Annotated in this window: 20 protein-coding genes, 2 pseudogenes and 1 other annotated feature; of the genes and pseudogenes, 8 read left to right on the forward strand and 14 right to left on the reverse strand. The window is 56.9% G+C overall.

All coding sequences use genetic code 11. The features are described from left to right. Positions 1–123 precede the first annotated feature (123 nt). Together H4V98_RS20495 and hydA are read right to left on the reverse strand one after the other, a co-directional pair. Positions 124–1,782, reverse strand: coding sequence for an ABC transporter substrate-binding protein (locus H4V98_RS20495; protein ID WP_280757934.1), 1,659 nt, complete (start codon positions 1,780–1,782; stop codon positions 124–126). Beyond that, positions 1,779–3,257, reverse strand: coding sequence for a dihydropyrimidinase (gene hydA, locus H4V98_RS20500; RefSeq protein WP_280757935.1), 1,479 nt, complete (start codon positions 3,255–3,257; stop codon positions 1,779–1,781). The genes H4V98_RS20495 and hydA overlap by 4 nt, the downstream gene beginning before the upstream one ends. A 327-nt stretch (positions 3,258–3,584) precedes the next feature. Here hydA and H4V98_RS20505 point away from each other — a divergent pair, with 327 nt between their 5' ends. Beyond that, positions 3,585–4,280 (forward strand): GntR family transcriptional regulator, encoded by a 696-nt coding sequence (locus tag H4V98_RS20505; protein WP_280757936.1) that lies wholly within the window; start codon positions 3,585–3,587, stop codon positions 4,278–4,280. Positions 4,281–4,338: 58 nt separating this feature from the next. On the opposite strand, the pseudogene H4V98_RS20510 reads toward H4V98_RS20505, so the two are convergent. The 3 genes and pseudogenes from H4V98_RS20510 to H4V98_RS20520 all read right to left on the reverse strand — a co-directional run bounded on the left by H4V98_RS20510 (position 4,339) and on the right by H4V98_RS20520 (position 6,321). Next, positions 4,339–4,737, reverse strand: a pseudogene (locus H4V98_RS20510) (type II toxin-antitoxin system MqsA family antitoxin). Positions 4,738–4,748: 11 nt separating this feature from the next. Continuing rightward, positions 4,749–4,895: a hypothetical protein gene (locus H4V98_RS20515; RefSeq protein WP_280757937.1), complete on the reverse strand. Its 147-nt coding sequence runs from the start codon at positions 4,893–4,895 to the stop codon at positions 4,749–4,751. Positions 4,896–5,188: 293 nt separating this feature from the next. Next, a protein-coding gene (locus tag H4V98_RS20520) for an IS630 family transposase (protein WP_280757938.1) occupies positions 5,189–6,321 on the reverse strand; the annotation gives its coding sequence in 2 pieces (ribosomal slippage) (positions 5,189–5,889 and positions 5,889–6,321; 1,134 coding nt in all). A gap of 43 nt (positions 6,322–6,364) precedes the next feature. Here H4V98_RS20520 and H4V98_RS20525 point away from each other — a divergent pair. After that, entirely contained in the window at positions 6,365–6,883 is a 519-nt protein-coding gene (locus H4V98_RS20525; RefSeq protein WP_280757939.1) for a site-specific integrase, read from the forward strand. Between the two features lie 158 nt (positions 6,884–7,041). Here the strand turns inward: H4V98_RS20525 and H4V98_RS20530 are convergent, their stop codons facing one another. From H4V98_RS20530 to H4V98_RS20540, 3 genes are all read right to left on the reverse strand, one after another. After that, a complete protein-coding gene (locus tag H4V98_RS20530) occupies positions 7,042–7,842 on the reverse strand; it encodes an IclR family transcriptional regulator (protein WP_280757940.1) in 801 nt (266 codons plus the stop codon). 85 nt (positions 7,843–7,927) lie between these two features. Beyond that, the gene (locus tag H4V98_RS20535; RefSeq protein WP_280757941.1) at positions 7,928–8,998 is read right to left on the reverse strand and encodes an IS3 family transposase; all 1,071 of its coding nucleotides are present in this window, start codon (positions 8,996–8,998) and stop codon (positions 7,928–7,930) included. Beyond that, a complete protein-coding gene (locus H4V98_RS20540) occupies positions 8,995–9,501 on the reverse strand; it encodes a transposase (RefSeq protein ID WP_280757942.1) in 507 nt (168 codons plus the stop codon). The genes H4V98_RS20535 and H4V98_RS20540 overlap by 4 nt, the downstream gene beginning before the upstream one ends. A 116-nt stretch (positions 9,502–9,617) precedes the next feature. Here H4V98_RS20540 and H4V98_RS20545 point away from each other — a divergent pair. Next, positions 9,618–10,846, forward strand: a pseudogene (locus tag H4V98_RS20545) (IS3 family transposase). Continuing rightward, positions 9,896–10,012 (forward strand) — a sequence feature (AL1L pseudoknot). Its footprint overlaps the pseudogene before it by 117 nt. Positions 10,847–10,944: 98 nt before the next feature. On the opposite strand, the gene H4V98_RS20550 reads toward H4V98_RS20545, so the two are convergent. From H4V98_RS20550 to H4V98_RS20575, 6 genes are read right to left on the reverse strand one after another with little or no spacing between them, the layout of a single operon-like run. Next, positions 10,945–12,249 carry an ISL3 family transposase gene (locus H4V98_RS20550; RefSeq protein ID WP_280757943.1) on the reverse strand — a complete coding sequence of 435 codons (1,305 nt, stop codon included), beginning with the start codon at positions 12,247–12,249 and terminating at the stop codon, positions 10,945–10,947. 10 nt (positions 12,250–12,259) lie between these two features. Then, on the reverse strand, positions 12,260–15,496 hold the full coding sequence (locus H4V98_RS20555; RefSeq protein ID WP_280757944.1) for a type I restriction endonuclease: 3,237 nt from the start codon (positions 15,494–15,496) through the stop codon (positions 12,260–12,262). Then, positions 15,493–16,551, reverse strand: coding sequence for a PDDEXK nuclease domain-containing protein (locus H4V98_RS20560; protein ID WP_280757945.1), 1,059 nt, complete (start codon positions 16,549–16,551; stop codon positions 15,493–15,495). Before H4V98_RS20560 ends, H4V98_RS20555 begins: the two co-directional genes overlap by 4 nt. After that, positions 16,552–17,889 carry a restriction endonuclease subunit S gene (locus H4V98_RS20565; protein ID WP_280757946.1) on the reverse strand — a complete coding sequence of 446 codons (1,338 nt, stop codon included), beginning with the start codon at positions 17,887–17,889 and terminating at the stop codon, positions 16,552–16,554. Continuing rightward, the gene (locus H4V98_RS20570) at positions 17,886–18,320 is read right to left on the reverse strand and encodes a hypothetical protein (RefSeq protein ID WP_280757947.1); all 435 of its coding nucleotides are present in this window, start codon (positions 18,318–18,320) and stop codon (positions 17,886–17,888) included. The genes H4V98_RS20565 and H4V98_RS20570 overlap by 4 nt, the downstream gene beginning before the upstream one ends. Further along, entirely contained in the window at positions 18,317–20,335 is a 2,019-nt protein-coding gene (locus H4V98_RS20575; RefSeq protein WP_280757948.1) for a class I SAM-dependent DNA methyltransferase, read from the reverse strand. Before H4V98_RS20575 ends, H4V98_RS20570 begins: the two co-directional genes overlap by 4 nt. A gap of 254 nt (positions 20,336–20,589) precedes the next feature. Between H4V98_RS20575 and H4V98_RS20580 the strand changes: the two genes are divergently transcribed. From H4V98_RS20580 to H4V98_RS20600, 5 genes are all read left to right on the forward strand, one after another. Beyond that, complete coding sequence (locus H4V98_RS20580; protein WP_280757949.1) at positions 20,590–21,555, forward strand: tripartite tricarboxylate transporter substrate binding protein; 966 nt, start codon at positions 20,590–20,592, stop codon at positions 21,553–21,555. 141 nt (positions 21,556–21,696) lie between these two features. Further along, positions 21,697–23,679, forward strand: coding sequence for an NAD(P)/FAD-dependent oxidoreductase (locus tag H4V98_RS20585; protein WP_280757950.1), 1,983 nt, complete (start codon positions 21,697–21,699; stop codon positions 23,677–23,679). Next, positions 23,676–24,887 carry a CoA transferase gene (locus tag H4V98_RS20590; protein ID WP_280757951.1) on the forward strand — a complete coding sequence of 404 codons (1,212 nt, stop codon included), beginning with the start codon at positions 23,676–23,678 and terminating at the stop codon, positions 24,885–24,887. The genes H4V98_RS20585 and H4V98_RS20590 overlap by 4 nt, the downstream gene beginning before the upstream one ends. Further along, positions 24,884–25,768, forward strand: a complete 885-nt coding sequence (locus H4V98_RS20595; RefSeq protein WP_280757952.1) for a patatin-like phospholipase family protein — start codon at positions 24,884–24,886, stop codon at positions 25,766–25,768. Before H4V98_RS20590 ends, H4V98_RS20595 begins: the two co-directional genes overlap by 4 nt. Beyond that, entirely contained in the window at positions 25,765–26,733 is a 969-nt protein-coding gene (locus H4V98_RS20600; RefSeq protein WP_280757953.1) for a tripartite tricarboxylate transporter substrate binding protein, read from the forward strand. Before H4V98_RS20595 ends, H4V98_RS20600 begins: the two co-directional genes overlap by 4 nt.

Genomic DNA, 26,733 nt, shown 5'->3' on the forward strand with positions numbered 1-26,733 from the left:
GGCTAAGATAATACGCGCAGGTCGTGGAAGCGAGCGCAAGGAGGTTCCAAATGACATCAACGTTTCCTAGAAGAAATTTTGAGAGTAAGCAGACGCCCGAGCATCTGCTCTTCGGCCACCCATCTACTTCTTGTAGAAATCGAACCAGGTGTTGCCGTTCGGCGTGTACCAGCTGTAGCCGGCAACGTTGCTGCGCATCGCAAGTTGGTAGCCCGGATTCATCAGGAAAACCCACGGTGCTTCATTCATAACAATTTCCTGAACGCGCGTCATACCGGCCTTGCGCTTCGCTTCGTCTATCGTGGCGAGACTTTCGTTAATCAGCTTGTCGACCTCTGCATTCTTGAACTTCGAATAGTTGATTAGAGACGCGCTGTTCAGCCAGAGGTTGGAGACATACGCCGCATCGGGAACGATGGCCATATCCCTGAAGAAGTACATTGGCAGCGCACCCGATGAGTAGCGCTCCACGAACGTCGAGGCGGGCAGTTTTGTCAACTCGACGTCCACGCCAGCGCGTGCAAATGAGGTTTTCAGGATCACCGCGATTTCTTCTTCGGTCTGATCGCCAGTGCGATAGGCAAGCTGGGTCTTAAAGCCTTTCTCCAGTCCAGCCTCTTTCAGCAGTTCCTTCGCCTTGGCCACGTCATTGGTGTACTTGAAGTATTGGTCCGTATAACCGGGATAGATTTCCGACACAGGACTTTTTGTGAACCTTGCCTTATTAAAGTACACGGCTTTGAGAATTTCGTCGCGAGGGACTAAATAATTCATCGCCTGGCGTACTTTCACGTTGTCGAAAGGTGGCTTCGCATTGTTCATTTCAACACGATGGATATAGTTGCCGAATACCTGCCATACCTTAACCTGCGGATTTTTCTCCAGTGTTGCAAGCTCGCGCGGTGCAAGCCACTCCGCCACGTCGACGGAGCCGGTCTGGATCGCCGCAAGCCGGTTCGCTGCCGTAGGCAGTTCCCGGAAGATCACTTTTTTAATTTTCGCAGCGCCGCGATAGTAGTTCGGATTGGCCTCGTACACGACTTCCTGGCCGGACCGGAACTTCGTGACTTGGTAGGCAGAAAACGAAGCCGAGTGCGTGGCGAGCCACTTCGAGGCCCACGGGTCTTCCTCAGTGACATGCTTCTTCATCTCCGTGGAATCCAAGATCCCAAGGTCATTATTAACCCAAATTCGCTCAATGAGAGGCGACGCCTTCGGTAACGTGACCTGCACGGTCATAACGTCAATTTTTTTAAACGAGGCATCGAAATTCTTCACGCCGAGGATCTGGCTCATGTACCAGCGGAAAGACGCGTCCTTGCTCCAGCCGCGATTGAATGACCACATGACATCGTCAGCGGTCATCTCGTTGCCAACGTAGCTCTTCACGCCCTTTCGCAGATGAAAAGTGATGGATGTCTTGTCCGCAGACAACTCCCAACGCTCAGCCAATGCGCCAATGATCTTGTCGAAGTTTTCGACCTGAACGCCGTCGGTCGTCTTTGGAGCATAGGCCAGCAGACGTTCGTACACATTGCGTCGCGCTTCGTGAGACGCCTCGGTCGGCGGGTATTCTTGGTCCAGCGACTCGGGAGTCCGAGGTCCGGCCACGACGAGCGTCGACTTCGCATCCTGAGCCCAAGTGTTCGACATGCCTGCTGCGCTGAAGATCATGGATGCGATGAGCGCCGCTGCCCGGCCGCCTGAAGGTAGTCTAATGTTCGCCTTGGTAGTCGAGGAAGTGATCGGTGGCAGGGCGTTCTCAGATAGGGGGTGGGTCATGACAATTCCTGTGAAAGTGACTCTGTTGAAAAAGGGCGCAAGAAAACCGGTGTGTTGACGGGGTGCGGCATTAGCGTCGGTGCACCACAAGAAAGCAATTGGCCCCTGCCGCGCGCCGGCAGGAAGGACTTGCCGTTCCAGATGACCTGGCCGCGCGAGATCGTGGTCGCCGGCCACGCGCGCAGCTGCATGCCTTCATAGGGCGTGTAGTCCACGGCGTGGTGCAGCATGGCGTTGTTGAGCACCAGATCCCGCTCGTCCCAGATCACCAGGTCGGCGTCGCTGCCGATGGCAATCGTCCCCTTGCGCGGATGCAATCCATAAGCTTTGGCAGGATTGGTCGCGGTTAGCTCCACAAACCTGTTCAAGCTGATCCGTCCACCTAGCACGCCCTCCGAGTAGAGAAGCGCCATACGTGTTTCCAGGCCGGGAATGCCATTGGGGATATGCCGGAATGGCATTTCCTCCCCGTTAGGTTTTTTCCCCTCGGGGGAATCGAAGTTGAACGGCGCGTGGTCTGAAGAAAACACGGTGAATAGGCCATCGCTCAGGCCATTCCAGATCATTTCCTGGTTTGCTTTGTCGCGCGGTGGCGGACTGCAGACGCAACGCGCGCCGTGATAACTGTCGTCGATGCCGAGGTCTTCCGCAGTGAGAAACAAATACTGCGGACAGGTTTCTGCGTACACCTTCAAGCCATGGCCGTGGGCCCAACGAATCTGCTCCACTGCCTCATGCCCCGATACATGAACGATCAAGATGGGCACGTCGACCAGTTCAGCCAGTGCGATAGCGCGATGGGTTGCTTCGCGCTCAACGAGCATCGGCCGTGAGTGTGCGTGGAAGCGTGGGGCCGTTTTGCCAGCGCGTTCCAATCTGCGCGTCAGCCACTCAATACATTCGGCGTTTTCTGCATGCAACATTGCCATGGCACCGTGCTCGCGTGCGACGTCGAGTAGGTCGAGAATCTGGCCGTCGTTCAACTTCAAGTCGTCGTAAGTCATGTAAGCCTTGAACGACGTGAACCCCTCCGCGATCAGCGCCGGAAGTTCCTCGTTCAATACGGTGGGCGTTGGGTCGCTAACGATCATGTGGAACGCGTAATCCACGTGCGCACGTCCCTCGGCACGCTGGCGATAGTCTTCCACTGCCGCGCGCAACGACTGTCCTTTGGCTTGCGCGGCGAACGGAATGACCGTGGTCGTTCCACCGCAGGCTGCTGAACGCGTGCCGGTGTCGAAGTCGTCAGCCATGCGGACCGGGGCCTGCATGGGCTGGTCGAGATGGCAATGGGCATCCACTCCACCTGGTGTCACGACCCGACCGCACGCGTCGATTTCTTCCCGCCCTTGATTCAAGCCCGCGCCGAGTTGAACGACTTTGCCGTCCTTAACGCCAATGTCGGAGCAGAAGACATCAGTCGCCGTCGCCACGCGTGCATTGCGGATGACGAGGTCAAAAACAGTTGAACTCAAGCTTTACTCCTTGTTGACAAACAAGTCTGCATAAACCATTGATACATCACTCGCTTTTGCGAGGTTTATCGTTTACACATCCATCTGTTGCCGTAGTTTTTTATAAGCAATGGACGCCATAGTACGGATTAGTTGGTACGCTTACATGAGTGTTTACACTTAGTTCAACACTCTTATAAACTCCATCGCCTTGGGTTACCTAAACCTTTAGGAGCAGAAAAGTAGACCTCCTAATTAATACACAGGAGATTTAACAAGCTTGTTAACAACAACAGTCCAACTTTAAATCCATCGCTGCTAGAATAGATTTTTGGAAAGAGCCGAACAATGCCAGTTGATTCCATACACAAGCGGGGCGAGCGCGAGCAGGCTGGGGACGAGATTTATGAAAAGATCTATCTGTCCATCTTGGAGCACCGCTTGCTGCCAGGCACGAAACTTGCCGAAGAGAGAATGGCTCAAATCTTTAAGGTCAGCAGGGCACGTATCCGCGAGGTCCTCGCACGCCTGGCCCATGAGCAGATTGTCGAAATCCTGCCGAAACGAGGTGCCTACGTTGCAAAGCCGACCGTCGAGGATGCACGCGGGATTTTCGAGGCCCGCCGGGTCATCGAGCCGGCTATCATGCTGCGTTTGGCCAAGGGTGCTGACGATCGTCAAATAACGCTATTGAAACGCCACATCGACTTTGAAGGGGACGCGCGCCAGCGTAATGACAAGCGCGCCATTATTCGGTTGTCGGGAGAGTTCCACAACCTTGCCGCCGAGCTTGCCGGGAACGCTGCGTTGACCCGCAGCCTGCGTGAACTTGCGACCCTCACCTGCTTGATTATTCTCTTATACGACGCGCCGCCAACCCTAAGTTGCAGAGTCGACGAACATGCTCGGATCGTAGACGCTATTGTCATGCGGGACGGTGAAACTGCCGCAAGTTTGATGCTCGAGCATCTGCAGCACATTGAAAACAGCGTCAATTTGCAAGGTGCGGTTGACGAAGCAGACTTGGAGTCAATCTTCGGTTGAACGCCAGCATGCACGCGCTCCAAGAAGCATGGAGCGGCAAGTTTAGAGAAGAAGGGCGTTACACCGTCCTGACCTCACTGAGCAAGTCGGGGTGACGAGCAAGCATTTTGAGCAACGTGACCAAAGCCATCGGGGGCTCGGTCTTGCCGTTCTCGTAACGCCACAAGACTGACGCCGCCGCGCAAGATTTCAGGCACCTAACGCTGGTCCAGGTCGAAATTCCTTTGTATCTGGGCGCTGTAGGCCGGATCGCGGTGAAGCGCTTTTACTTGCCGCTGAATCAGTCGCTTGTCTCGCTATCGCGGTCGCCATGTTCCCGATTCAACACCACCTCGCTGCAAGCCGGACAGAAGTCCTCTGTCACTGTTGGAATGCTGGTGGTCTCGCCCTTGTAGGTGTAGGGCATGTTGCATTTTTCCTGGAGTAGTTTAGCCGTTCCCCAACATGGGCATTTCATGGTCACAGCTCCTAGAAGAAAACGATCAAAATAGCATCGATCACGGTGAGTTTTAAATACACCTCGCAGCCGTCGTTCATTTTCATAAAACCGTACCCAGCCTGCGCACGCAAGGCGTTGATTTCCTTGAACTCCGGAAAATATGGGCTCAAAATCATGAAAAGATATTTTTCACGAAAACGTACCCCAAGTGGAATTTTTCATAAAAGCGTACCGGAGCTGAGCGAAATCATGGTGAGATGAAGGTCACCTGACAGGTGACAGCCCTCGTTATTTAGGCAGGCACTGATTTATGAAAAATCTAGGTACGGATTTATGAAAATGAACGGTGCCGCCAGCCGTGCCTGACACATACCCCTAAGATAATGTGAGTAATCTTAGGGCATAGCTCAGAAGTTTGGCTCGATAAGTGTTCATTCATCGTTCATTTGCCTAAAAGACTACTGTCGCGTCATGATGTAGTTGTCGGGTAAAGCCTTTTGAGCTTGGTGCGGGCATCCTTGGTCGTGAACTGCCAGTTGACTTTGGCCTGAAGGTTGTCGCGGCGGCTCTGCCAGGCGGCGACCTCGCTTCGCACCATCTCGATGCTGTCGATGCGCCGATCCAGACACTGCTTGACCATGACGTTGATCTCGATCTCGGCCATGTTCAGCCAGCTGCCATGCTTGGGCGTGTAGACAAACTCGAAGCGGTCCCACAGCGCCTTGGCCTGCTCGGGGGCAAACGCCTCGTACAGCGAGCCCGGGGTGTGCGTGTTCAGGTTGTCCATGACCAGCGTGATGCGTTCGGCATCGGGGTATCTCGCAGCGATGTCCTGCACGAACAAAGCCCAGTCTGCTTTCGTTCGGCGCTCGGTGACCTTGGTCAGGCGCCGCCCGGCCAGCGGCTCACTGGCCATGAAGACGTTGCACACGCCGCAGCGCTCGTATTCATAGTCATGGCGCTCGGGCCTGCCGGGCGCCGCTGCAATGGGCTCACGCGTCTCGCGAATGAGCTGGCGCGGCGTCTCATCCATGCACACCACCGGGTTCTTTGGGTCGTAGGGGCGGCTGTAGATGCCCGGCACTTTTTCCATCGCCGCGACGAATTGGGCGCTGGCCTGCGGGGCAATCACCCAGCCGATCTTCCTCCAGGGCTTGAGCTCGTTTTTTTCAGCGCCCGCCGCACCGTCTCGTGGGACACGCTGTCCACCAATTCGAGCTCGACCAGCCGATCGGCCAGCAGGCGCAGCGACCAGCGGGCTTGGCCTTCAGGGGGCGCCGAGCAACTCAGGGCCAGCAGCTGCGCCTCCAGCCGGCCATCGATCTTCAGCGCGTACTCGCATTTGGCGGGCTGGCGGTTCAACGTCAACTCCAGGCCTTCGAGAACAAACTTCTTTTTGACCCGGTCCACCTTGCGCTCGCTCACGCACAGCATGGCTGCGATGTCGCAGGTGCGGGGGCGTTCAGTGCGCTCCCCCGCTTGGTCGCAGTTGAGCAGTATCAAGGCATTGATGACTTTGGATGCTGCGTGCGTGCCTTTGCCTGCGATGCCCTGCAGCTCGGCTCTTTCCTGCTCTGACAAGGTGACTTTGTAATGTTCCATTCCCCATTGTCCGCGTCAAACTTCTCGTGACGCGACACTAGCATTGGAGGTCATCATCCTGACCAACTGCCGCACCAACGAAGCCCTCAAGTCGACATGGACGGAATTTGACTTCGATGCGGCGCTCTGGACCATCCCCGCAGGGCGCATGAAAGGCGAAAAGGAACACTTTATTCCCCTGAGTGATCCAGCGCTGGCCGCATTTAGACTGGCGCGAGCAAAGGCTGGCGAGAGTGCGTTTGTTTTTCCGGGCGCAAGGTCGAAAATCAAGCCGCTGTCGAATATGGCCTGTCTTGAACTGCTCAAGCAGATGGGGCACGGCGATGTGACGGTTCACGGTTTTCGCAGCAGCTTCAGGGATTGGGCTGGAGAGTTCACCTCACACCCGCGCGAGGTCATCGAACATGCCATGAGTCATCAATTGAAAGACAAAGCCGAGGCCGCCTATGCGCGCGGCACGATGCTGGAGCGGCGGCGAGTATTGATGGTCGACTGGGCAGCATACTGTGCACAGCCTGCCGTAACTGGAGGCGTGGTGTCGATTCGACCAATGGTCGCTTGATACATTTCACTACAGCCAGAATTGTTGATCCGGCCCTCAAACTTTTTTTATTGTCACAACATGCCTCCCTAGGAAACGAGCTGAGAGTGCTCAAACTTCCGAGGGGGTGGATCAATAGATTTACAAGGTCGGATAAGCCCAAGTAGACAGGCACCGGCTTAAGCGTGCGCGACGGGTGGGCATATCTTCCTGGTTGACTCTTCTTCGGCCGGACGCCACCCGGAAGCGCGCAGTTCCTCGATCATCAGTTGGGCGATCCAACTTCGTCGGTCATCGCCCATGCGAGCGCGAATTGCACCGACGCTGATGGCGGCGAAGGTGCCGGGCGTAACCTCGAAACCGACACCAATGCCGCTAACGCCGTCGGCCACCAAGTTGTCCGTCGTGGCATAACCGGCGCGCCGTGTCTGGGCAACGAAGCGGCGCAGCTGCGCGAGGGAAGCACGCTCTTGTGGTAGGTCCGCACGCTGGCGGCTGTGGAAGGCAACGATCTCATCATCGGTTAGCGTCGACAGCAGCGCACTGCCTGCCGATCCTACCCCTAGCAGACGAAGACCACCGACCTTCAACACCAGCGCCTTGATTGGGTACGCTCCTTCCTCATGATGGAGGCAATGAGCGTGGTCGCCGTTGCGCACGACCAAGTACACCGTATCTTCGCTGCGCCGGGCCAGCCGGATCATCATTGGACGACAGCGTTCCAGTATGGGCACACGATTCATGGTGGCCAGGCCAAGTTGCATCGCTTCCAGGCCCAGCCGGTACAACTTGCGGTTGTCGCGTTCAACCAGCCCGGTCTGCACTAAGGAGGACAACAAACGATACACAGTAGTGCGGTCCAGTGCCGTCATTTCCACCAGCCCGGTCAGGGACAAACCTTGCTCATGATTCAGTCCTATACGCTTGAACAGATCGATGGCACGTAGTACCGACTGCGCACCTTGAACACTTTTACCCATGATTACCCTTCCAATATGTGCGCATTGTGCACATCATGTTGGTCTACGGGCGCTGTCAAGGTAGTTGCCGCAAAAAGTTCGATGCTCAAGCGGCTAGTTTTTCTGGTTGATTCTGATCCTTTGGTGTTTGCGGGTTGAGGTGCACTTCGGTGATTGGCGACCAATTGCGAGTCCCCCCTGACCAGCGGTTGGGATTGGCGTTTCGGGCCGCAGCATAGACCTTGGCGCGTTCAGCCAGAATGGCCTCATCGAGTTTTAAGTGCCGCTGCGCTGGGGTTACAAACTGAATGGCGCTGTGCCGATGCTCGTGGTTGTACCAGTGCACCAGCTCTGTCACCCAGCGCCGCGCCTGCAGCAGGCCGTTGAACGGTTTGACGGGCAGTTGAGGGCGGTACTTCAGTGTTCTGAACAGAGCCTCGGAGTAAGGATTGTCGTTACTGACCGCCGGTCGGCTGCGAGAAGCCGCCACGCCCAGGCGCTGCATGGTGGCGAGCATCGTTTCCCCCTTCATCGGCGAGCCGTTGTCCGAGTGAACGGTAAGCTGATGGGGCGCGATGCCGCGCCGCTCGCAAATGGCCCGCAGCAACTGACTGGCCAGCTCGGCGCTCTCGCAATCGAACACCTGCCAGCCCACGATCCGGCGGCTGAACAGATCGACAAACAGGTAAAGGTAGAAGTAGATGCCGCGTACCTCAGTGGGCAAGTAGCTGATGTCCCAACAATAAATCTGATCGGGCCCGGTAGCCACCAGCGCGCGTGGCTTGCTGCGTTTTTGCGCCACCCGCTCCAGTCGGCGGTGCGTGCCTTGACCGACTTCACGCAGCAGCCGGTACAGGGTCGACTCACTGGCCACATACCGGCCCTGGTCAGCCAGGCGCGGCACGATCTGGCTCGGTGGCAGATCCTTGAATTGTTCGCTGTTGAGTAACGCCAGCGCAGCTTGCCTCTCAGCCTCGCTGAGCTTGTTGGGCGGCACGGTGATGCGGCGTTTGTCGCCGACCCTGAGGTCGCCCTCCTGGTTTTTCGGGTGTCTCCAGCGCTGAACAGTACGCGCGTCCAGCCCAATCAGCGCACAGGCCTTTTGCAGACGTGCGCCTCTGTCGCAGGACTGCCGAATCAGCGTCAGCAGGGTCTGACGCTGTTGGCAAGTGGTCATTTCTCCTCGTCCTCCCACAGGGCCTGGAACTTTTTTTGTAGCACCAGCAAGGCTGCGGCTTCGGCCAGCGCCTTCTCTTTTCGACGCAGTTCACGCTGCAGCCCATCGTGCTTGACTTGCAACTCGCGCAGCGCAGTCCTGGCTTCGCGCGATTGCGGCGCTGTGGCGTTGCAAAACGCCTCACCCCAAGCCTTCAACTGGTGCTCAAACAACCCCTTCTCCCGGCACCAAGCATGCAACTGTGTGGGCGACATGGCATGCGTCTGGTTCAGCGCAAGCAAGCGCTGGGCAGGGCCCCACGATTGGGCCGGCAAGTCCTCAGGCAGTTGCGCTGCGGGGCCACCGACTTCATGCTTTCGATTGGACTTGCTGATCCATTTTCTCAAAGTGCCGACCGCCATATTCAGTTCATTGGCAACGTCCTGCACGCTGCGTGTGCCTCGTTGCCTGGCTTTGCTCAGGGCCTGTTCCTGGAATTCAGTTGAATGTCGATTTGTTGTCATAAATAGCGCTCCAATGCGGATCATCCGCAATCTCGGGGGAGCGGCAACTAGTTTGACACGGGGGGTTGAATCGCCCCGGGTTTTGAGGAGGCTCAAATCTCTGAGAGGATTGAGCCATGAAGAAGTCAAACAAGTTTTCACCCGAGGTTCGCGAACGCGCAGTGCGTATGGTGCAGGAGCACCGAAGCGACTACCCTTCGCTGTGGGCGGCCATAGAATCCATCGCCCCCAAAATTGGCTGCGTGCCGCAGACGCTAAATGAATGGGTCAAGCGCGTAGAGGTCGATACCGGCGTACGCGACGGCCTTACTAGCGCAGAGGCGCAGCGTGTCAAGGAACTGGAGCGCGAGAACAAGGAACTGCGCCGGGCCAACGAGATTCTCAAGCTGGCGAGTGCTTTTTTTGCATCGGCGGAGCTCGACCGCCGATGCAAGTCCTGAGACAGTTTATTGACAAGCATCGCTATACCCACGGGGTCGAGCCGATTTGCAAGGTCTTGCAGATTGCCCCGTCAGGCTACCGGCGCCATGCGGCACACCAGCGCAACCCTGATTTGCGCTGTGCACGTGCCAAAACCGAGGCCATCCTCAAGCCAGAGATCGAGCGGGTCTGGCAAGCCAACATGCGGGTCTACGGCGTCGATAAAGTCTACAAGCAAATGCGGCGAGAGCGCATCACGGTGGCGCGCTGCACCGTCGAGCGGCTGATGAAACACTTGGGCTTGCAAGGTGCCAGGCGCGGCAAGGTGGTACGTACGACCATTAGCGATACGACCGCTGCCCGACCACTGGATCGTGTCAACCGGCAATTCAAGGCTGATCGTCCCAATCAGCTGTGGGTGTCGGACTTCACGTACGTGTCAACTTGGTAGGGCTGGCAATACGTAGCCTTTGTGATTGACGTCTACGCTCGCCGGATCGTGGGCTGGCGCCAGAGCAGTTCCATGCGAACAGACTTTGTTCTGGACGCATTGGAGCAGGCCTTGTATGACCGCCAACCGCAATCGGGCGATGCCCTGATCCATCACTCCGACCGTGGGTCGCAATATGTGTCTATCCGGTACAGCGAGCGCCTGGCCGAGGCGGGCATCGAGCCGTCAGTGGGCAGTCGAGGTGACAGCTATGACAACGCTCTGGCCGAGACAATCAACGGTTTATACAAAACAGAGTTGATTCACCGCCGGGCACCCTGGAAAACCAAGGAATCCTTGGAGTTGGCCACGCTCGAATGGGTGTCCTGGTTTAACCATCACCGACTGCTGGAGCCAATCGGATACATTCCCCCTGCCGAAGCTGAAGAGAATTACTATCGGCAATTAGCCAGTCAGGCTGCGGTGTCTGCCTGACTTAACCCAACGGGCCTCCACGAAACCCGGGGCGATTCAGGTCTATTAGACCTTTGAAATTACGGCTAAGTGCAATCTAGGGTTGGAAACCTGAATTTTCAGTCGAATTTTCCGTTATCCGCCAAATCGATCAAGGTTGGAATGTGGGGTCCGTATTCAATCGTCTCAGAGGCTGGCTTGGTTGGAACTTGCGTCTCGGTACCTGGCAGAAGGCGGACGCCGCTTCCAACTTTTCTGGCCTCTTTGGCGTACAGAGTCTTGGCTCGAATGATCTCGTAGCTGTAACCGCGTCCGATTCTATTGGCCATTTTGATTAGGCCATTGAGACATTCCGTATAGGCATTCGTGATCTGAGTAGGTGAATCCCAGTAGGCGAAGATGTCGTCATAGTGGTTATGAACCGTTTTTGCTAGAGAATGGAATCTCTCCATTTCCTTTTCTGGGAGCGAGTTCTCCCAGGCCTCGAAAGCCCGCATCGCTGATGCTTTGACCGGGTCGTCATAAATCCTGAAGAACATCTCTTTGAAATCGTATGCCAGGCCCAGTTCAGGAATCGTCTGACGCACAACCTCCAACGCGCCTTTTTCTGCAGGTGTCAGATTGCCAGGCCGCTTCAACGTCAACCACCGGATCGACTTCTTGATGTGGACACGGTCGTTTTTTGAAAGCGTGGCCTGGTACTTCTTGCGCTCATCGTCGAGGGCTTCCGACGCCATTTTGACAACGTGGAACTTATCGATGATCAGTTTGGCATTGGGAAGGTGCGGGCTAAATGAACGCTTGAACGGACGCCATATGTCTGTGCAAATCCACTCGACCTTCTCCCGGTCGCGCAGCTTCTCAAAGAACGGCATCATGTGATCCTGGGTGCGCAGTTCCAGCATTTCAAAGACATTGTTGGTGGCCAGGTTCGTAATCACGCACCGATAGGCCCCGGCCAGATTCACCTCATCGATACCCATGATGATCGGGGTTTCATAGCGAACCGTGCTTTCCAACTCCACGATCAAATCCTGAGCGATGTTCTTGATGGTGTTGACGGCCAGCCCTGTTTGCTCAGCTAAAGCGTGAAACGTCATACCAAGGCAGCGTTGGCGCACAGCATCTACCAGCCGCTTTGTTGCCCGTCTGCGCTCATCCAAGAACAGTAAATCTGGGGTCGATATCGTTCCGCAGGAACTGCAGCGATAGCGTGGCCGGGAGATTTCCAACCGTACAGGCTGCATCTGCATCGGGGTGTCAGCGAAGATATTGGTTCTTCGCCCATGGCGGTGCAGTGGCTTGCCGCATTCCTGACACGGTGGAACGGGGCCTTCCAAGGCTTCGGCAACGATAGTGATCACACGATTGCCAAAGTGCAAATCAACCGGGTTTATGCCCGGCAGGTTAAGCAGGTCAAACACCGCGCGCTCCTTAACCGAGGTCTTTCATGTCGCCAATGTTGATGTCTTTGCGGTCGCGGATCAACTCGTAGATCATGTCGGTTAAGGCCCCCATAGACTGGCGATCTGACTTCAGTACCAGCGTGGCAAGCTTCTGGTGCGAGGTAAGTGCTCTGACAACACCTTGTTGGACAGCGCCCGGCAAATTGCCCTGGAGCGCTTGTTCGCGGGTATTGTTCTCAACCTGGGCCATGACGACATCGTTTTCGCGGGCAATGGCCACAATATGATTTACAAACGTTGCCTGGTCGCGCAGTGGTGTTGCCTCACCGAAAAGACGATTAAGCCGGTCAATAATCTCCGTCAGGTAGTGCGGGTCCTCTCCCTTGCCCCCGCCGCCTCCAGGACCTATTGGGTGCAGAACGCTCGGATCGTCTTTTTCGCCGGATGCGTCCTCTTTGTGCTTGATGTCAAAGCCGGTCAGTACCAGTCCCTTGAGGTCCACGGATTCAGGTGGCTCGCCGTTCAGGCGCTTTTGAAGCAACTTTGCAAAGGCGGCAAAGTTCTCAAGTTCAGGATCACCAAAATCCACGAGCTGGGCAATATAGGAGTAGGTGCGAACAAAGCGGCCCAGTCCAGATTTGAACGTCATTAGGGTTTTGATCTGATCTCCATGCTCGCTGCGGTGATGGTCCGCGGACTTCATGCCAGCGCTGTCGCCGGTGCTTTTGGCCCGCTCAAATGCAGACTCCCACGTCCCGATTGCGTCGCGCAGCATTTTTAGCCGCTGATTGAATACGCGGGTTGGCCGCTCGGTAGCGGCGTAGAGCGCCTTGTGCTGGGGTTCTTGCGCCTGGGTGATGTCACGGATGGTCTTGAACCGCGCTTCCTTGAAATCCTCAAGGTCTTGATCTTCATAGAGGCCTTGTGAGTCCAGGGTTTCCCGAATCTCATAGACCACGTTGAAATCCTGTACGTCGTCGATCTGAGCGCCATCGTCATACATGGCGAAAGCCCTGCGCACGTTGGCCGGGTCATTCACGAAGTCAATGATGAAGACTTCATCCTTGCCCGGTGCCATGCGGTTGAGCCGGGAGAAGGTCTGCACAATCTCAACATCATTGGCGATTTTCTTATCCACGTACATCGCCACCAGCTTGGGTTGATCAAACCCGGTCTGGAATTTGTCCGCAACCAGCATGACGCGGTATTCGGGGCGCTCGAACGCGATCCGCAGATCCTGACCTGCTACATCCGGGTTCATGCTGACTTCGGTGAATTCCTCGCCTTCATCAATCATGAAGATTTCAGCCGCATCGCCAACGTCATCCCCATGCATGATCTGCTTGCCCGTCAGCTTTCCAGAGAAGGCGACCAGGGAACGGATGGCGGAATACTCGGGGTGCTTGGCAATATAGGCATCGAACCCTTTTTTGTAGCGGATCGCTGCAGCCCGCGAGCTGGTGACGACCATTGCTTTTGCCTTGCCGTCGAGTCGGTACGCCACGTTCTTGCTGAAGTGCTCAATGATGAATTGAACTTTTTGGGTCACATTGGTCGGGTGCAGCGACATCCACTGGGCCAAAGCGCGTTTGGCGTTCTTGCCACTGACCCGCTTGGTGTCCTCAATCTGTTTGGATAGATTGAAGGCTGTCTTGTAGGGGATGTAGCCCTGGAGCACATCCAGAATGAAGCCTTCCTCAATCGCCTGGCGCATGGGGTAGCGGTGAAAGGCCTGCGGGAGGTTGGTTTTCGATGCTTTCTTGGCCGGATCGGCCGGGCGACCAAAAAGCATGAGGGTGGAATGCTTGGGTGTGCCGGTAAAGGCAAAGTAGCTGATGTTGTCCGGCCGTGCCCGCGACTTCTGCAATTCCTCCAGTAATTCTTCCACCGTAAGAGACGCCATCTTTCCATTGCCGCTCATGGCAAGGGCGGCCTGCAACTTGGCCGCAGTCGATCCCGTTTGGGATGCGTGGGCCTCATCAATGATCACGCCAAAGTTTTTCCCTTTTAACGCCTTGTCGGTGACGATGGCCTCCATGGCGTAGGGGAAGGTCTGGATCGTGACGACGATGATCGGCGTGCCGGCAATCAAAGCCTCAGCAAGCTGCTTGCTTTTGGACTTCGAGGATTTCTGGCGGTCAATGGCCGCAATGACCCCGAACTGGTGGTCAATTTGCTTCACCGCATCCTGAATCTGACCATCCAATACCGTGCGGTCGGTGACGATGATGACGCTGCTGAAGATGGAATCGCCATTGTCTCTACGCAGCTTGACCAGATCATGGGCGGTCCATGAAATGGTACTGGTCTTGCCGGAGCCCGCACTGTGATCAGCCAGATAGGACATGCCAGCGCCATGTTTGCGTGCATCGGCAATCATGCCGTTCACGGCGGACCACTGGTGGTAGCGCGGGAAAATCAAAGTTTCGCGCTTGGACCAATTGCCCTTGATGTCCACAACATCCTTCTTTTCCACATAGACGAAGCTATGAAAGATGCGTAACCACGCATCGGGCTGGCAAACCTGCTCCCAGAAGTACGCAACCGGGTATTCCTTGTCCTGGCGCACGGGGTTGCCAGCATGCCCCTCATTGCCTTGGTTGAACGGCAGAAAGAAGGTGTTTTCGCCATCGAGCTTGGTCGCCATCTGTATATCGGAGTCCGACATCGCGAAATGGACTACAGCACCGCGCTTGAAGGTCAGTAGCGGCTCTTTGCGTTTGGTCTTGGCATCAAAAGGCAAGCGATCCGTCTTGTACTGGTCCATGGCCGCTTCAGCGGACTGGGTGAAGTCGGTTTTGAGCTCAACCGTAGCCACCGGCAGGCCGTTGATGAACAGCACCAGATCAATGGCGAGTTTTCGGCTGGGGTGGTACTGGAGCTGGGGGACAACGCGCAGGATGTTGGCGGCATAGCGTTTGAGCACGCCTTCGTTGCGTTTGTCTTCGGGTGCGGCTTCCGATAAATCGAGGTGACCACAACCGGCAATGGAGAACCCGTTGCGAAAGACATGCATGGTGCCGTGCTGCTCAAGCGCCTTGGCCAGCCGGTCCATCAGGATTTCACGCGATCGCTCGCCGTTGTCCTTGCAGAGCTTGGCCCACTTTTCTGGCTGAGTGGCCTCCAGCCAAGCAATTAGGTCATCTGGGTACAACGCCCGCTCGGTGTCGTACTGCAGGGTGTTGCCGACTTTCCAGCCTTGCGCCGCAAGCTTGGAGACGATGTAGGCCTCGAAATGCTTTTCCTGGTGCGCGGTATCAGTCATTTTTGTTCCCTTCGGTATGGGTCGCTGTCGGCTTCAGTCTCGGCGGCACTCCCCATTAACTCGGATTCGATCTGCTTTATGGTGGGCAGATACTTGGCCACGTCGTCTGGCAATTGCAGCTTGTATTCAGCAATACCGATGGGCTGGGTCATACCGCGCAGAGCGTACTCAGCCACCACACGATGTTGCTGCTTGCACAGCAGCAGGCCCAAAGTTGGCTTGTCCTCGTCACTCTTGATCTTTTCGTCCACCAGCGTGACGTAAAAGTTGAGTTGGCCCGCGTGCTCGGGCTTGAACTCCCCGGCTTTTAGCTCCACGACTAAAAATCGGTGCAGGCGGTAGTTGTAAAACAAAAGGTCAATGAAGAAGCCCTGGCCATCTACTTCCAAAGGTACTTGCCTGCCTACGAAAGCAAAGCCTTCACCCAGCTCCATCAGCATCTTGGTGACGTGACGGGTCATTGCGGTTTCAATTTCGCGCTCGTGTGCTTCGTTGGACACGCCCAGGAAATCGAACAGGTACGGATCTTTGAGGGTTTGCTGCGCCAGTTCAGAATCCGGCGATGGCAACCGCTTGTCAAAATTGGTTACTGCTTTCCCGGTACGTTGCTGCAACTGGGTAGAGATGTGGTGCCACATCACGTTGCGCGACCAGCCATGCTCGATGGCCTTGGCGGCATACCACTGGCGCTCTTCACGGGTTTTGAGCTTGGTCAGCAGCAGCAGGTTTTGGCCCCATGGCAATTGTCCAACAAGCTGTTGGACAATTGATTCTTCTGGCCATGCCTCGTGAAATGCCCGCATGTACATGAGGTTGCTGCGGGAGAATCCCTTCATGTCAGGGAAGGCTAAAGTGAGATCCTTGGCCAACTGGGTGACAACCTTCGCGCCCCAACCTTGCGCTTGCTGCCGATCCAAAATGTCACGTCCGATTTGCCAGTACAGCAATACAAGTTCACGGTTGACGGATAGGGCGGCTCGTTGCTGTGCTGACTGGATGCGGGTCTTTAGCGACGCAAGCCAATTTTTGTAGTCTGGGATTTCGAGTACGCTCATTTACGCAGCCCTTCGCAGATCGATTTGTCCCGTTATGGCGGCGGTGATGAAGGCGGAACGGCGTTCGCGCAGGAGGGCGATGCTGCGTTTGGATTTTTCGGATAGAAGGTCGATGCGTAGTGTCATTTTTGCCAACTTTGAAAGTATCAGGGCCTGTTCCTCTGCAGAAGGTATTGCGAGGCGGAATTCGCCAACGATTTCGCAATTCATGGCAGCTTGATTACTTCCACGGCCAGCCTCCCTAATCCATTCGTACGCAGCGCCAAAAAAATAGACCAAAAACATGGGCATTAGCCTTTGGCCAGTACAGATTGCCGCTAAATTCTGGTTGATGGTTGCTGCTATTTTCAGGATGGCCGCAAGCCCTCGTGTCTTACCCTGCCCAACCATTCCAACGAGAACTGTATCAACTGGCAACAAGCGAAGAGAGCAAGAGCGCAACGCAAGCTCAGTGATATTTTCGGTGGCTTCGTTGACAAAACCTTGATTAACTTCACCTGAGCCAACCCAAGGAATATTGCCAGCTTCCCAAAACGCAACATTACCTTTGCTTGGAGTGGTTCCATTTTCGACGGTTGCAAAATGGCCGAGACGTGACACAGCCCAATGCTCCGGCACCTCCCCAATCCACTCCACCCCAGAATCCTTCATCTTCACGCTGGGATCAAGGCCCTTCGTGACCGCGTGCGTGATTAGCGCCTGACGCTTTTCCTTCAGGAGTTCGATGAAGCGGGTTTTCTTGGTGATTAGGGAATCGATGCGGGTGGTTTCGCGGTCGATGCGATCGGCAATAAGACTGCGCTCACTCTCTGGTGGCAGGCAAACAGTCAGGTCCCCAATTGCGTCCTGTCCAAGACCATATCGTGTGATGCCTGGTGCTTCCAAAAAGAAGTGGGCCTTTGTCGGTGCAGACATCAGGACCCGGTGAACCAACCTGGACGTTGGCAAGTTGTCCGGACGAATGATTGTCAGGTGGTATCCGCAGACAACGCCAGGCATATCCTGTGCAACCAGCGATGGGATTCCAATGTCTGTCGGGTCTTCGGAATCTTTGGTGATCAGCACATCACCTTTTTGCAACGTGAATTGCTCGATTTCTGATAGGCTACCCGTAGCCTTCATGAAGGGCATGCCAGGTGTGATGAACTCGTTTTTATATACGTCGGTGTAGTTGCAGAGGCTCACCTCGTCCTGGCCCTCGTAACTCTTTTTGTCTACGTTGCTGTTTGAAAAAGAGGCAACATGCCGAAGGCGTTTGACTTCCCAATGCTCCGGCACCCGGCCAATCCACTCCACGCCTGAATCCTTGTATGCGGGATACGGTTTGTAATGGCTCATTTGGCAGCCGCTCGACCGGTCGCGAGCAGCAACTTTCCATGTCGCTCGTAGGTTTTTACATGAACGCCGCAGAGTCTATGCCCTTCGACGATCTGCTTGCCTTCGTTTTCGCATTGCACGCTGCAAATAGCGTCGTGACCCTTGTCCCACTCGCAACAAGTCGCCTGTGGTGTTGGCTTATGCCATCCTGAGTAAGGAACACCAGGGATGTGTTTTGTTGTCACCTGAATTTTTTGGCACACCAGCTTTTTAGCTTTGGCGTTTTCCTTCCACCAAGTTTCAAAATCGAATCCCGGTCGCCCATCTCTGTACTTCCAGGCGTACCCAAGAATTGCGTTCGCACGATCGTGCGATACAAATCTAATGTGCCCGCGACCCTCGATATGTATCACTGCCCATTGTTCGATGGTCACAGTATCGACACGGCTCATTGCGTCACCTCACCGAGCAACTCAGCAATCTCAGCCTCCACCTGCTTGAGGTCAGCATCAATATCAATCAGGTTTCGAGGCGGCTCGTACTTGTAGAAGAACCGGTTGAAGTTGACCTCGAAACCAACGCGCCCAATATTTTTATCGGTCTCGTCCCGGAATGTCTCGTCGATATAGGCATCGGGCACATGGGGCAACACCTCTCGTGCGAAGTAATCCCGGATGTCTTCCGTCAGCGGCACGTTCTCGTTATCGGACAAATCAGGATCGGGCACGACCTGGCCATCCGAATCCAATACAGCTTCTCCCGCAGCGTCACGCTCCCCCAAAGCATTAACCAGCGCTTTGACAAATGGCTTGCCAACTTTTCCGAAGGCAGGCGAGGACAGCATAGACTGAGCCACAAAAGACTCTGCCCATGAGAACGCCTGGCTCAAGCCGGTATACCGCTGTAATGCCTCAATCCATGCAGCCTGCTGCTCAGGAGTGAGCTTGGCCCAAGCCTTTTCCAGCTTGAGCTTTTCAATGGACTCCGCATTGATATGCAGGGCCATCCGAAGCGGGCGCAGCACCTTGATGCGGCGGTACCCAAAGGTTCTGTAGTCCACCATGCGGCTCAGCTCGTTACTTTCCGCAGCGGAATACAGGTCAACGATCTGACGGATCTGCTCCTCGCTGATGATGCGCCGCTTGTTACCTTCGTTCTTGATGGGAGTCCACAGCTCAGATGCGTTGAGCAACTGGACTTTATGGCGACGGTGCGCGGGTTTCTTGTTCGACAGAATCCAAAGATAAGTGGCAATTCCTGTGCGAAAGAAGATTTCCGTTGGCAAAGCAACAATCGCTTCCACCAGGTCGTTCTCCAGCAACCAGCGGCGAATTTCAGACTCCCCGGAGCCAGCGCCCCCATTGAACAGAGGCGACCCTGACAATACGATGGCGGCACGCCCACCGCCATTTCCAGGCAACTCCATTTTGCTGGCCAGGTTGAGCAGGAACAGCATGGAGCCATCATTGATACGCGGCAAGCCTGGGCCAAACCGGCCGTCGAACTTCTTTTCCTTGTACTCGTCCGATACCGCCTTCTGGTCCTTCTCCCATTTCTTGCCAAAAGGAGGGTTCGACACACCGTAATGGAACCGCTGGCCAGCGAACTGGTCATTAGAAAGCGTGCTGCCAAGCTTGATGTTCTTGGACAGGTCGCGGCTTGGATCTGACTCCAGCGTGCGCAGCAGCATGCCAGTTAGGCAAACAGCATGAGTTTCAGGCTCCAGCTCCTGTCCGTAAGGGATGATGACTGGCGGAACCTTGAATCGGTTGCCGTAATCAGCCACATGGTTCATGGCGTCCGAGATGAATCCCCCGGTACCGCATGTCTGGTCGTACAGGGTGCGGATGAGTCCGGGATTGGACTCGAACAAGGCATCATCAGGGTCAAGCAGTAGTGATGTCGCAAGGTGAACGACATCGCGTGGAGTCATGAAGTCCTCAGCACCTTCGTTGACTTCTGCGCCAAATCGGCGGATCAGGTGCTCATACAAGTTGCTCATCACCCGGTCTGGCACCACATCCGGGTGAAGATCGATACCGGCGAAGTTATTGCAAATCTTGAACAGGAGTCCAGCCTTGTCCAGCCGGATTACCGTATTGGAAAAGTCGAACTGCTCAAAGATGATGCGTGCGTTGTCCGAGAAATGGGAAACGTAGTCTTGAAGGTTTTGCCGGGTCTTGGTGCCCCCCAGAGTCCCCAGAGCATATTCAGATGTGTTGTAAAAGGAGAACCGGGTGGACTGCCTCAGGATCAGGTCAATGTCGATCCCGGAATCCTTGTGGAGTGCATTGGCATCCAGGACATCTTGCCGGGTGGTTTCGAGAACGCATTCCAGGCGACGCAGCAAAGTGAATGGCAGGATGACCTTGCCAAAGTCCGTGTGCTTGAAGTCGCCCCAAAGGTCTTCAGCATTCTTCCAAATGAAATCTGCGAGCGATGCGCCGCTACCTGACTGATCTGCCATTTTGAACTCCTACCTGATTTTGCACAAATGAGCATATCAGAATTTTGAAAAGTTCAACCAAGTTTTGCACAAATCAGATTAAATCAATAATTCAGACTCCAACCTCAGAATGCACATAGCCGAAATTACGTATCGAACGCATTAGGGTTCGTCAAACGTGCACATCATGCACATTTAGGAAGAACGTTGTTGAGTGCTTGGGAGGCTACGCCGATACTTCTCTCCAACTATTAAAAACCCAGGAGACATTACCAATGAAGCGAGTCTTTTCAATCGCGCTGGCCCTCACTGCAGCATTCATCCAGCATGCACCCGTGCAGGCGCAGGCCTATCCGACCAAACCCGTCCGGGTGGTAGTTGGCTACCCACCCGGCGGAGCCTCGGATATCGTGTCGCGCATCGTGGCGCAGGAGCTTTCCCGGATCAACAATCAACCCTTCATCGTGGAGAACAAGCCGGGCGTAGGTGGCATGTTAAGCATGAGTAATGTGGCCAAGAGCGCGCCCGATGGGTACACGCTTGGTCTCGGGGTCAGCGGCACTCTTACCACCGGCCCACACCTTCAGAAAACCAAACTCTACGATCCGCTAACGGACTTCGAGTCCATCGGCATGGTGGCCAAGGCGCCGATGGTGCTGCTCGCCGGTCCGGGCTTCAAGTACGACAACGTGAGCGCACTAATTCGCGAAGCCAAGGCCCGCCCAGGCGAAATCATGTTCGCTTCTGGTGCACAGGCGTTTGAACTGGCCCTTCAACTCTTCAAAGCCAAGGCAGACGTCAACCTCGTATCCGTCCCCTATCCTGGCGGTGCGCAAGCATCAATTGACGTTTTGGCCGGCCGCGTGCCCTTGATGGTCGACACCATAGGTGCCCAGCAGGAGAACATCAAGGCAGGCAAGCTCAGGGCACTGGCCATGCTGGACAGCAAACGATCCCCCTTGTTTCCCGATGTTCCCACCATGGCTGAATCTGGAGTGTCCGGCTATGAAGCCGTCGGCTGGACCAGCCTGGTTGCAGCCAAAGGCACGCCGCAACCCATCGTACAGAAACTGAATCTGCAGTTGCAGCAGATCATGGCTATGCCGGAGATCCGCCAGAAGTTACTTGTTATCGGGTTTGAGCCGTCCGGCGGCTCCCCGAATGACCTCGAGCGAACGATCCAATCTGAATATGTCAAATGGGGCCAGGTAATCAAGGCTGCCGGCATGACCGCGCAATAGCACTGCTGCGCGCCTTCACAACGTATCAATCCAAGTTTCGTTAACGGCTACGGCTGCCGTCTGGGCGGAGCCTCGCCCATAAATTCATGAATCTACTCCACTCCACCTCCCTCCCTCCCTCCCTCCCTCCACATCAACATCATGACAACACCTACGATTACCACCACCGACGCTTCATGGGAAAACGAACTACTGGAGTCACTACCCACAGGAAATATTCCCACGCTTCTGATGGTACTGCTACACCTTACGGGTGACACCCGCTGGCTCGACGCACAGTACCAGTGCACCCGCATTCACGGCTTGGACGACAACGACTCCGGTGGGCTGCCCGACGAAGTCCAGCAGGAAGTGCGCGATGCGGCCCGGGAAGCCATCTTGGCGTGGAAAGCTGGAAAGCCTGCTGCCCTACACGCACCGGAAACGGGGCAACTGGTAGAGATGATGCAGCGCAGCATCGGGGAAAGCATTCCCGAGTCCTACGGCCCAATGGTGGCCGCCTGGCTGGGGCTGGACCCGGAATTTTCCCTTGACCAGAAAGCGGCGTTCCAGGTTCCTGCAGGCTTTCACGCCGTGGTGATTGGCGCCGGCGTCGCCGGCATCTGCGCGGCCATTCGCCTGCAGGGCGCAGGCATTCCCTACACCGTGATTGAGAAAAACGATGAAGTCGGCGGTACTTGGTACGAGAACCACTATCCCGGCGCCGGCGTGGACACGCCCAACCACATTTACTCCTATTCCTTTGCCAAGGCTGACTGGTCGCGCTACTTCGCGTTGCGCGGTGAGATACAGGACTACTTCGCCGAGGTGGCCACGCAGTTCGACATCCGCAAGAACATCCGCTTTAACACCCGCGTCGAATCGGCCGTGTACGACGAGTCTCGCATGGACTGGGGCGTGCGCATCGTCGATGCCAACGGCAAGACTGAGAACCTGCGCGCCAACATTGTGATCAGTGCCGTGGGCTTACTCAACGTGCCCAAGATGCCTGACATTAAGGGGCTGGACACCTTCCGGGGATCCTGTTTCCACACCGCCCGCTGGCCCGATGGCCTGGACGTGAAGGGAAAACGTGTGGCCGTCATCGGCAATGGCGCCAGCGCCATGCAGGTGGTTCCTGCGATTGCACCCGAGGTTGCCAGCCTCACAGTCTTCCAGCGCTCCAAGCAGTGGGCGGCACCCTTTGAACGTTTTCAAAAAGAAGTGCCTCCCCCCACCCGCTTTCTGTTGCGGGAGGTACCGTACTACCAAGAGTGGTACCGCCAGCGCCTGGCCTGGGTGTTCAATGACCGAATCCATTCCTCCCTGCAGATCGACCCTGCTTGGTCGCATCCGGAGCGTGCTATCAACCGCCGCAACGACAAGCACCGTGAATTCTTCACTGCCTATGTCAAGACCGAACTGGGTGACAGGCAGGACCTGCTGCCCCAAGTGCTGCCCGACTACCCGGCCTTCGGCAAGCGCATGCTGATGGACAACGGCTGGTACCGCACCATGACGCGTGACAACGTACGGCTGGTGAACAACCCAATCCGGGAGATCGACGGCAACACCGTCGTGACAGCCAATGGCGAGCGCCACGAGGTCGACATCCTTGTCGTGGCCACAGGCTTCGATGCCATCAATCTGCTCTCCTCTTTCAACCTGGTCGGCCGCGGCGGCCGTTCGGTACGTGAGGCCTGGGACGCCAACGGCGCTGAAGCCTACATGGGCATGACCACACCCGGTTTTCCCAACTTCTTCATGCTCGCCGGCCCGAACACTGCGCTGGGCCATGGAGGCAGCGTGGTAGCGGCACTCGAGACGCAAATGCGCTACGTCATGGGCCTGCTCAAGCAAGCCATGAGTGCCAACGATTTTCCTTTTGAGATTGAGGTACGCAAGGATGTACATGATGACTACAACGTCCGTGTGCAGAAAGCACATGACCACATGATCTGGACGCACAAGGGTATGTCGAACTGGTACCGCAATAAAAAGGGACGCGTGGTTGCCCCCACACCCTTTCGCAATGACGACTACTGGCATATGACACGAAAAACCAACTTGGGCGACTTTATTGTCCGGTCAAAGCTGGCCGGACAGGACGTGAGGTCCGTAAGCCTTGTTGGGGAGTCCTCGTGACTAGCGCCGCACCCGGGCCTCACCTGCTCAGTGGGCTGCGCATCCTGGACCTAGGCACCATGGTGGCCGGACCCGTCGCCTGCACGCTGTTCGCCGACTTCGGCGCGGAGGTGATCAAGGTCGAGGTGCCCAAGCGCGGCGACACGGTGCGCGACCTGGGCCCGTTCGTGGATGGCAAATGCCTGTACTGGAGCGTGGAAGCGCGCAACAAGAAGTCCGTCACGCTGGACCTGCGTGTGCCCGAGGGCAAGGAATTGCTGCTGCAGCTGATTGAGCAGGCCGATGCGGTGGTGGAAAACTTCCGCCCCGGCACTCTGGAGAAATGGGGCCTGGGCTACGACGTGATGAAGGCACGCAACCCCAAGTTGGTATTGCTGCGCATCTCCGGCTTCGGCCAGACCGGCCCTTACCGCGAGCGCGCCGGCTACGACCGCATCGCGCTGGCCTTCGGCGGCCTGATGGGCATCACGGGTTACGCCGACCGGCCGCCGGTGCGCATCGGTACCTCGATCGCCGACTACCAGTCGGCCATTCTGGGCGCTTTTTCCCTCATGATGGCCATCTATCACCGCGACATGCACGGCGGCGAGGGCCAAGAGATTGACCTGGCGATGTACGAATCCATTATTCGCTTCACAGAGGTGCTGGTGCCGGCCTACGACCGCATGGGCACGGTGCGCGAGCGGCGCGGCAACAAACACTTCGCGGCGGCGCCGGGCGAGCACTTCAAGACCAGCGACGACCGCTATTTGATCCTCACGATTTCGGCCGACGCCGGTTTCCAGCGCTTGGCCACGGTGATGGGTCGCGACGACTGGCTGGCCGACCCACGCCTGACCACGCACGAAAAGCGCTGGGAACACGTGGACGAACTCAACGCCGACCTGGCCGCCTGGATCGAGGCCGAGCCGGTGGACGAGCTGTGCAGGAAGCTCGACGACGGCAAGCTCGCCTACTCATTCATCTACAGCATCGAGGACATCATGAAAGATCCGCACTACCAGGCGCGCGGCACCATTACCTCGGTGCCCGATGACAAGATTGGCCCGGTGCGCATGGCCGGCGTGATCCCCAAGTTCTCTACCACGCCTGAACAACCCATCGCGTGCGCGCCTGACCTGGGCCAGCATAACAACGAGGTATACGGCGGCTTGCTCGGCCTTCCACCGGAGCGCATCGCGGCGCTCAGCAAGGCGGGCGTGCTGTGAAGCGCGTTGCCGTCTTGGGCGGCGGCGGCGTGGCAGGCATCGCTTGGGAAACCGGCGTGGCCGCTGGACTGGCGCGCGGCGGGGTGGACTTCGCCGCGGCCGATGGCTTTATCGGCACCTCGGCTGGCGCCAGCCTGGGCGCGCAACTCGCTGCGGGCCTGAAACTCGAGGACCTGCTCGCTGCCCAGCTCGATCCACCGCCCGGCTCGAAGGAAGCGCTGCGGCCCTATTCCCAAGCCGCCGCCGATGCGGCCAACCGCAAACTCATGGACAAGGTCGGCGGCGACTTGGCCGAAGCACGCCGCCGCATTGGCGCCTTCGCGCTGCGCAGCAAAACGGCGCCGTTCGCAGAACGGCGCGCCATCGTCGCCGACCGCCTGCCGGGCGCGCACTGGCCGCAACGCTGGCTGGGCGTGGTTGCAGTGAACACGGAGAGCGGCGAGCACCGGCTGTTCGACGCGGACAGCGGCGCAGATTTCATCGATGCCATCGCCGCCAGCAGCGCCGTGCCCGGCGCCTGGCCCGCTGTAGCCATCGGCGGGTGCCTGTACATGGACGGCGGCATCCGCTCGCTGACCAATGCCGACCTGGCGGAGGGCGCGCGCCACGTCGTCGTGCTCGCCCCGCTTGGCTGGGGCGACGGCAACCCGGTCAGTGGCCACCTGCGCGACGAAGCCGCGCGGCTGCGCGCCTCGGGCTGCCGCGTCGACGTGATCGTCCCCGACGCCAGTTCGCTCGAAGCGCTGGGCGACAACGTGCTCGACCCGACCAGGCGTGCACCCAGCGCCGCTGCCGGCTTGACGCAGGGGCTGGCACTGGCGTGCACGCTGGCCGCCTGGAACACAGGCTCCCTTTTCACCACAACAGGAGACAAACCATGAACTTCACCCGCCGACAGATTGCCGCCGCCGGCTTCGCGCTGCCCTTCGCAGGGCTCGTGGCCGCCCAGGAATGGCCCGACCAGACCATCAAGGTGATGGTGCCCTTCCCGCCAGGCGGATCTACCGACATCATCGGTCGCATGGTGGCTGAGCACCTACAAAAGCAGCTGGGAAAGACCGTGATCGTCGAGAACCTGCCCGGCGCTACAGGCACCATCGGCACCGCGGCCGTTGCCCGTGCCAAACCCGATGGGTACACGCTGCTGATCGGATCGGTCGGCACCATCGTGACAAACCATTTCGCGTATGAAAAGCTGCCGTTCACAATGAATTCGATCGTGCCGGTAATCAACCTTGCGGAAACACCGAACGTACTCATGGTACGGCCCGATCTGGGCGTGAACTCGCCCGCAGAATTGGTGGCATTGATGAAATCCAAGCCCGGCCAACTGCAGCATGGCAGCTCTGGCATCGCCTCGAGTTCACACGTGTCGTGCGAACTGTTCAAGCTGCAATCTGGTGTCTCCGCGGTGCACATCCCTTACAAGGGCGGCACGCCCATGTTGACAGACCTAGTGGGCGGCACCATCGATTTCAGTATCGACCAGATCTCTTCAGCCCTCAAGCTGATTCAGGCTGGCCGAATCAAGGCGTTGGCAGTCACCTCGCGGCAACGCTCGGCGCAGCTGCCCGATGTGCCGACGCTCAACGAAACGATTCTTCCCGGCTTTGTCATGGCGCCTTGGTTCTCCGTGGGCGCACCCGCCGGCACGCCCAAACCGGTCATCGCCCGCATCAATGCGGTGCTCAACGCCATGCTAGCGGATAAGGCTGTACTGGCCAAGCTAGAAGGCTACGGCATCGTCCCCGTCGGCGGCACCCCTGATGACCTGGGGCAGGTGATGAAAAAAGAAGCAGCAATGCTCCGCGAGCTTGCTACCAAAGTTAACTTTCAGAGCACCTGA

The organism is Polaromonas sp. CG_23.6 (assembly GCF_029892315.1).
GTDB lineage: Bacteria > Pseudomonadota > Gammaproteobacteria > Burkholderiales > Burkholderiaceae_C > Polaromonas.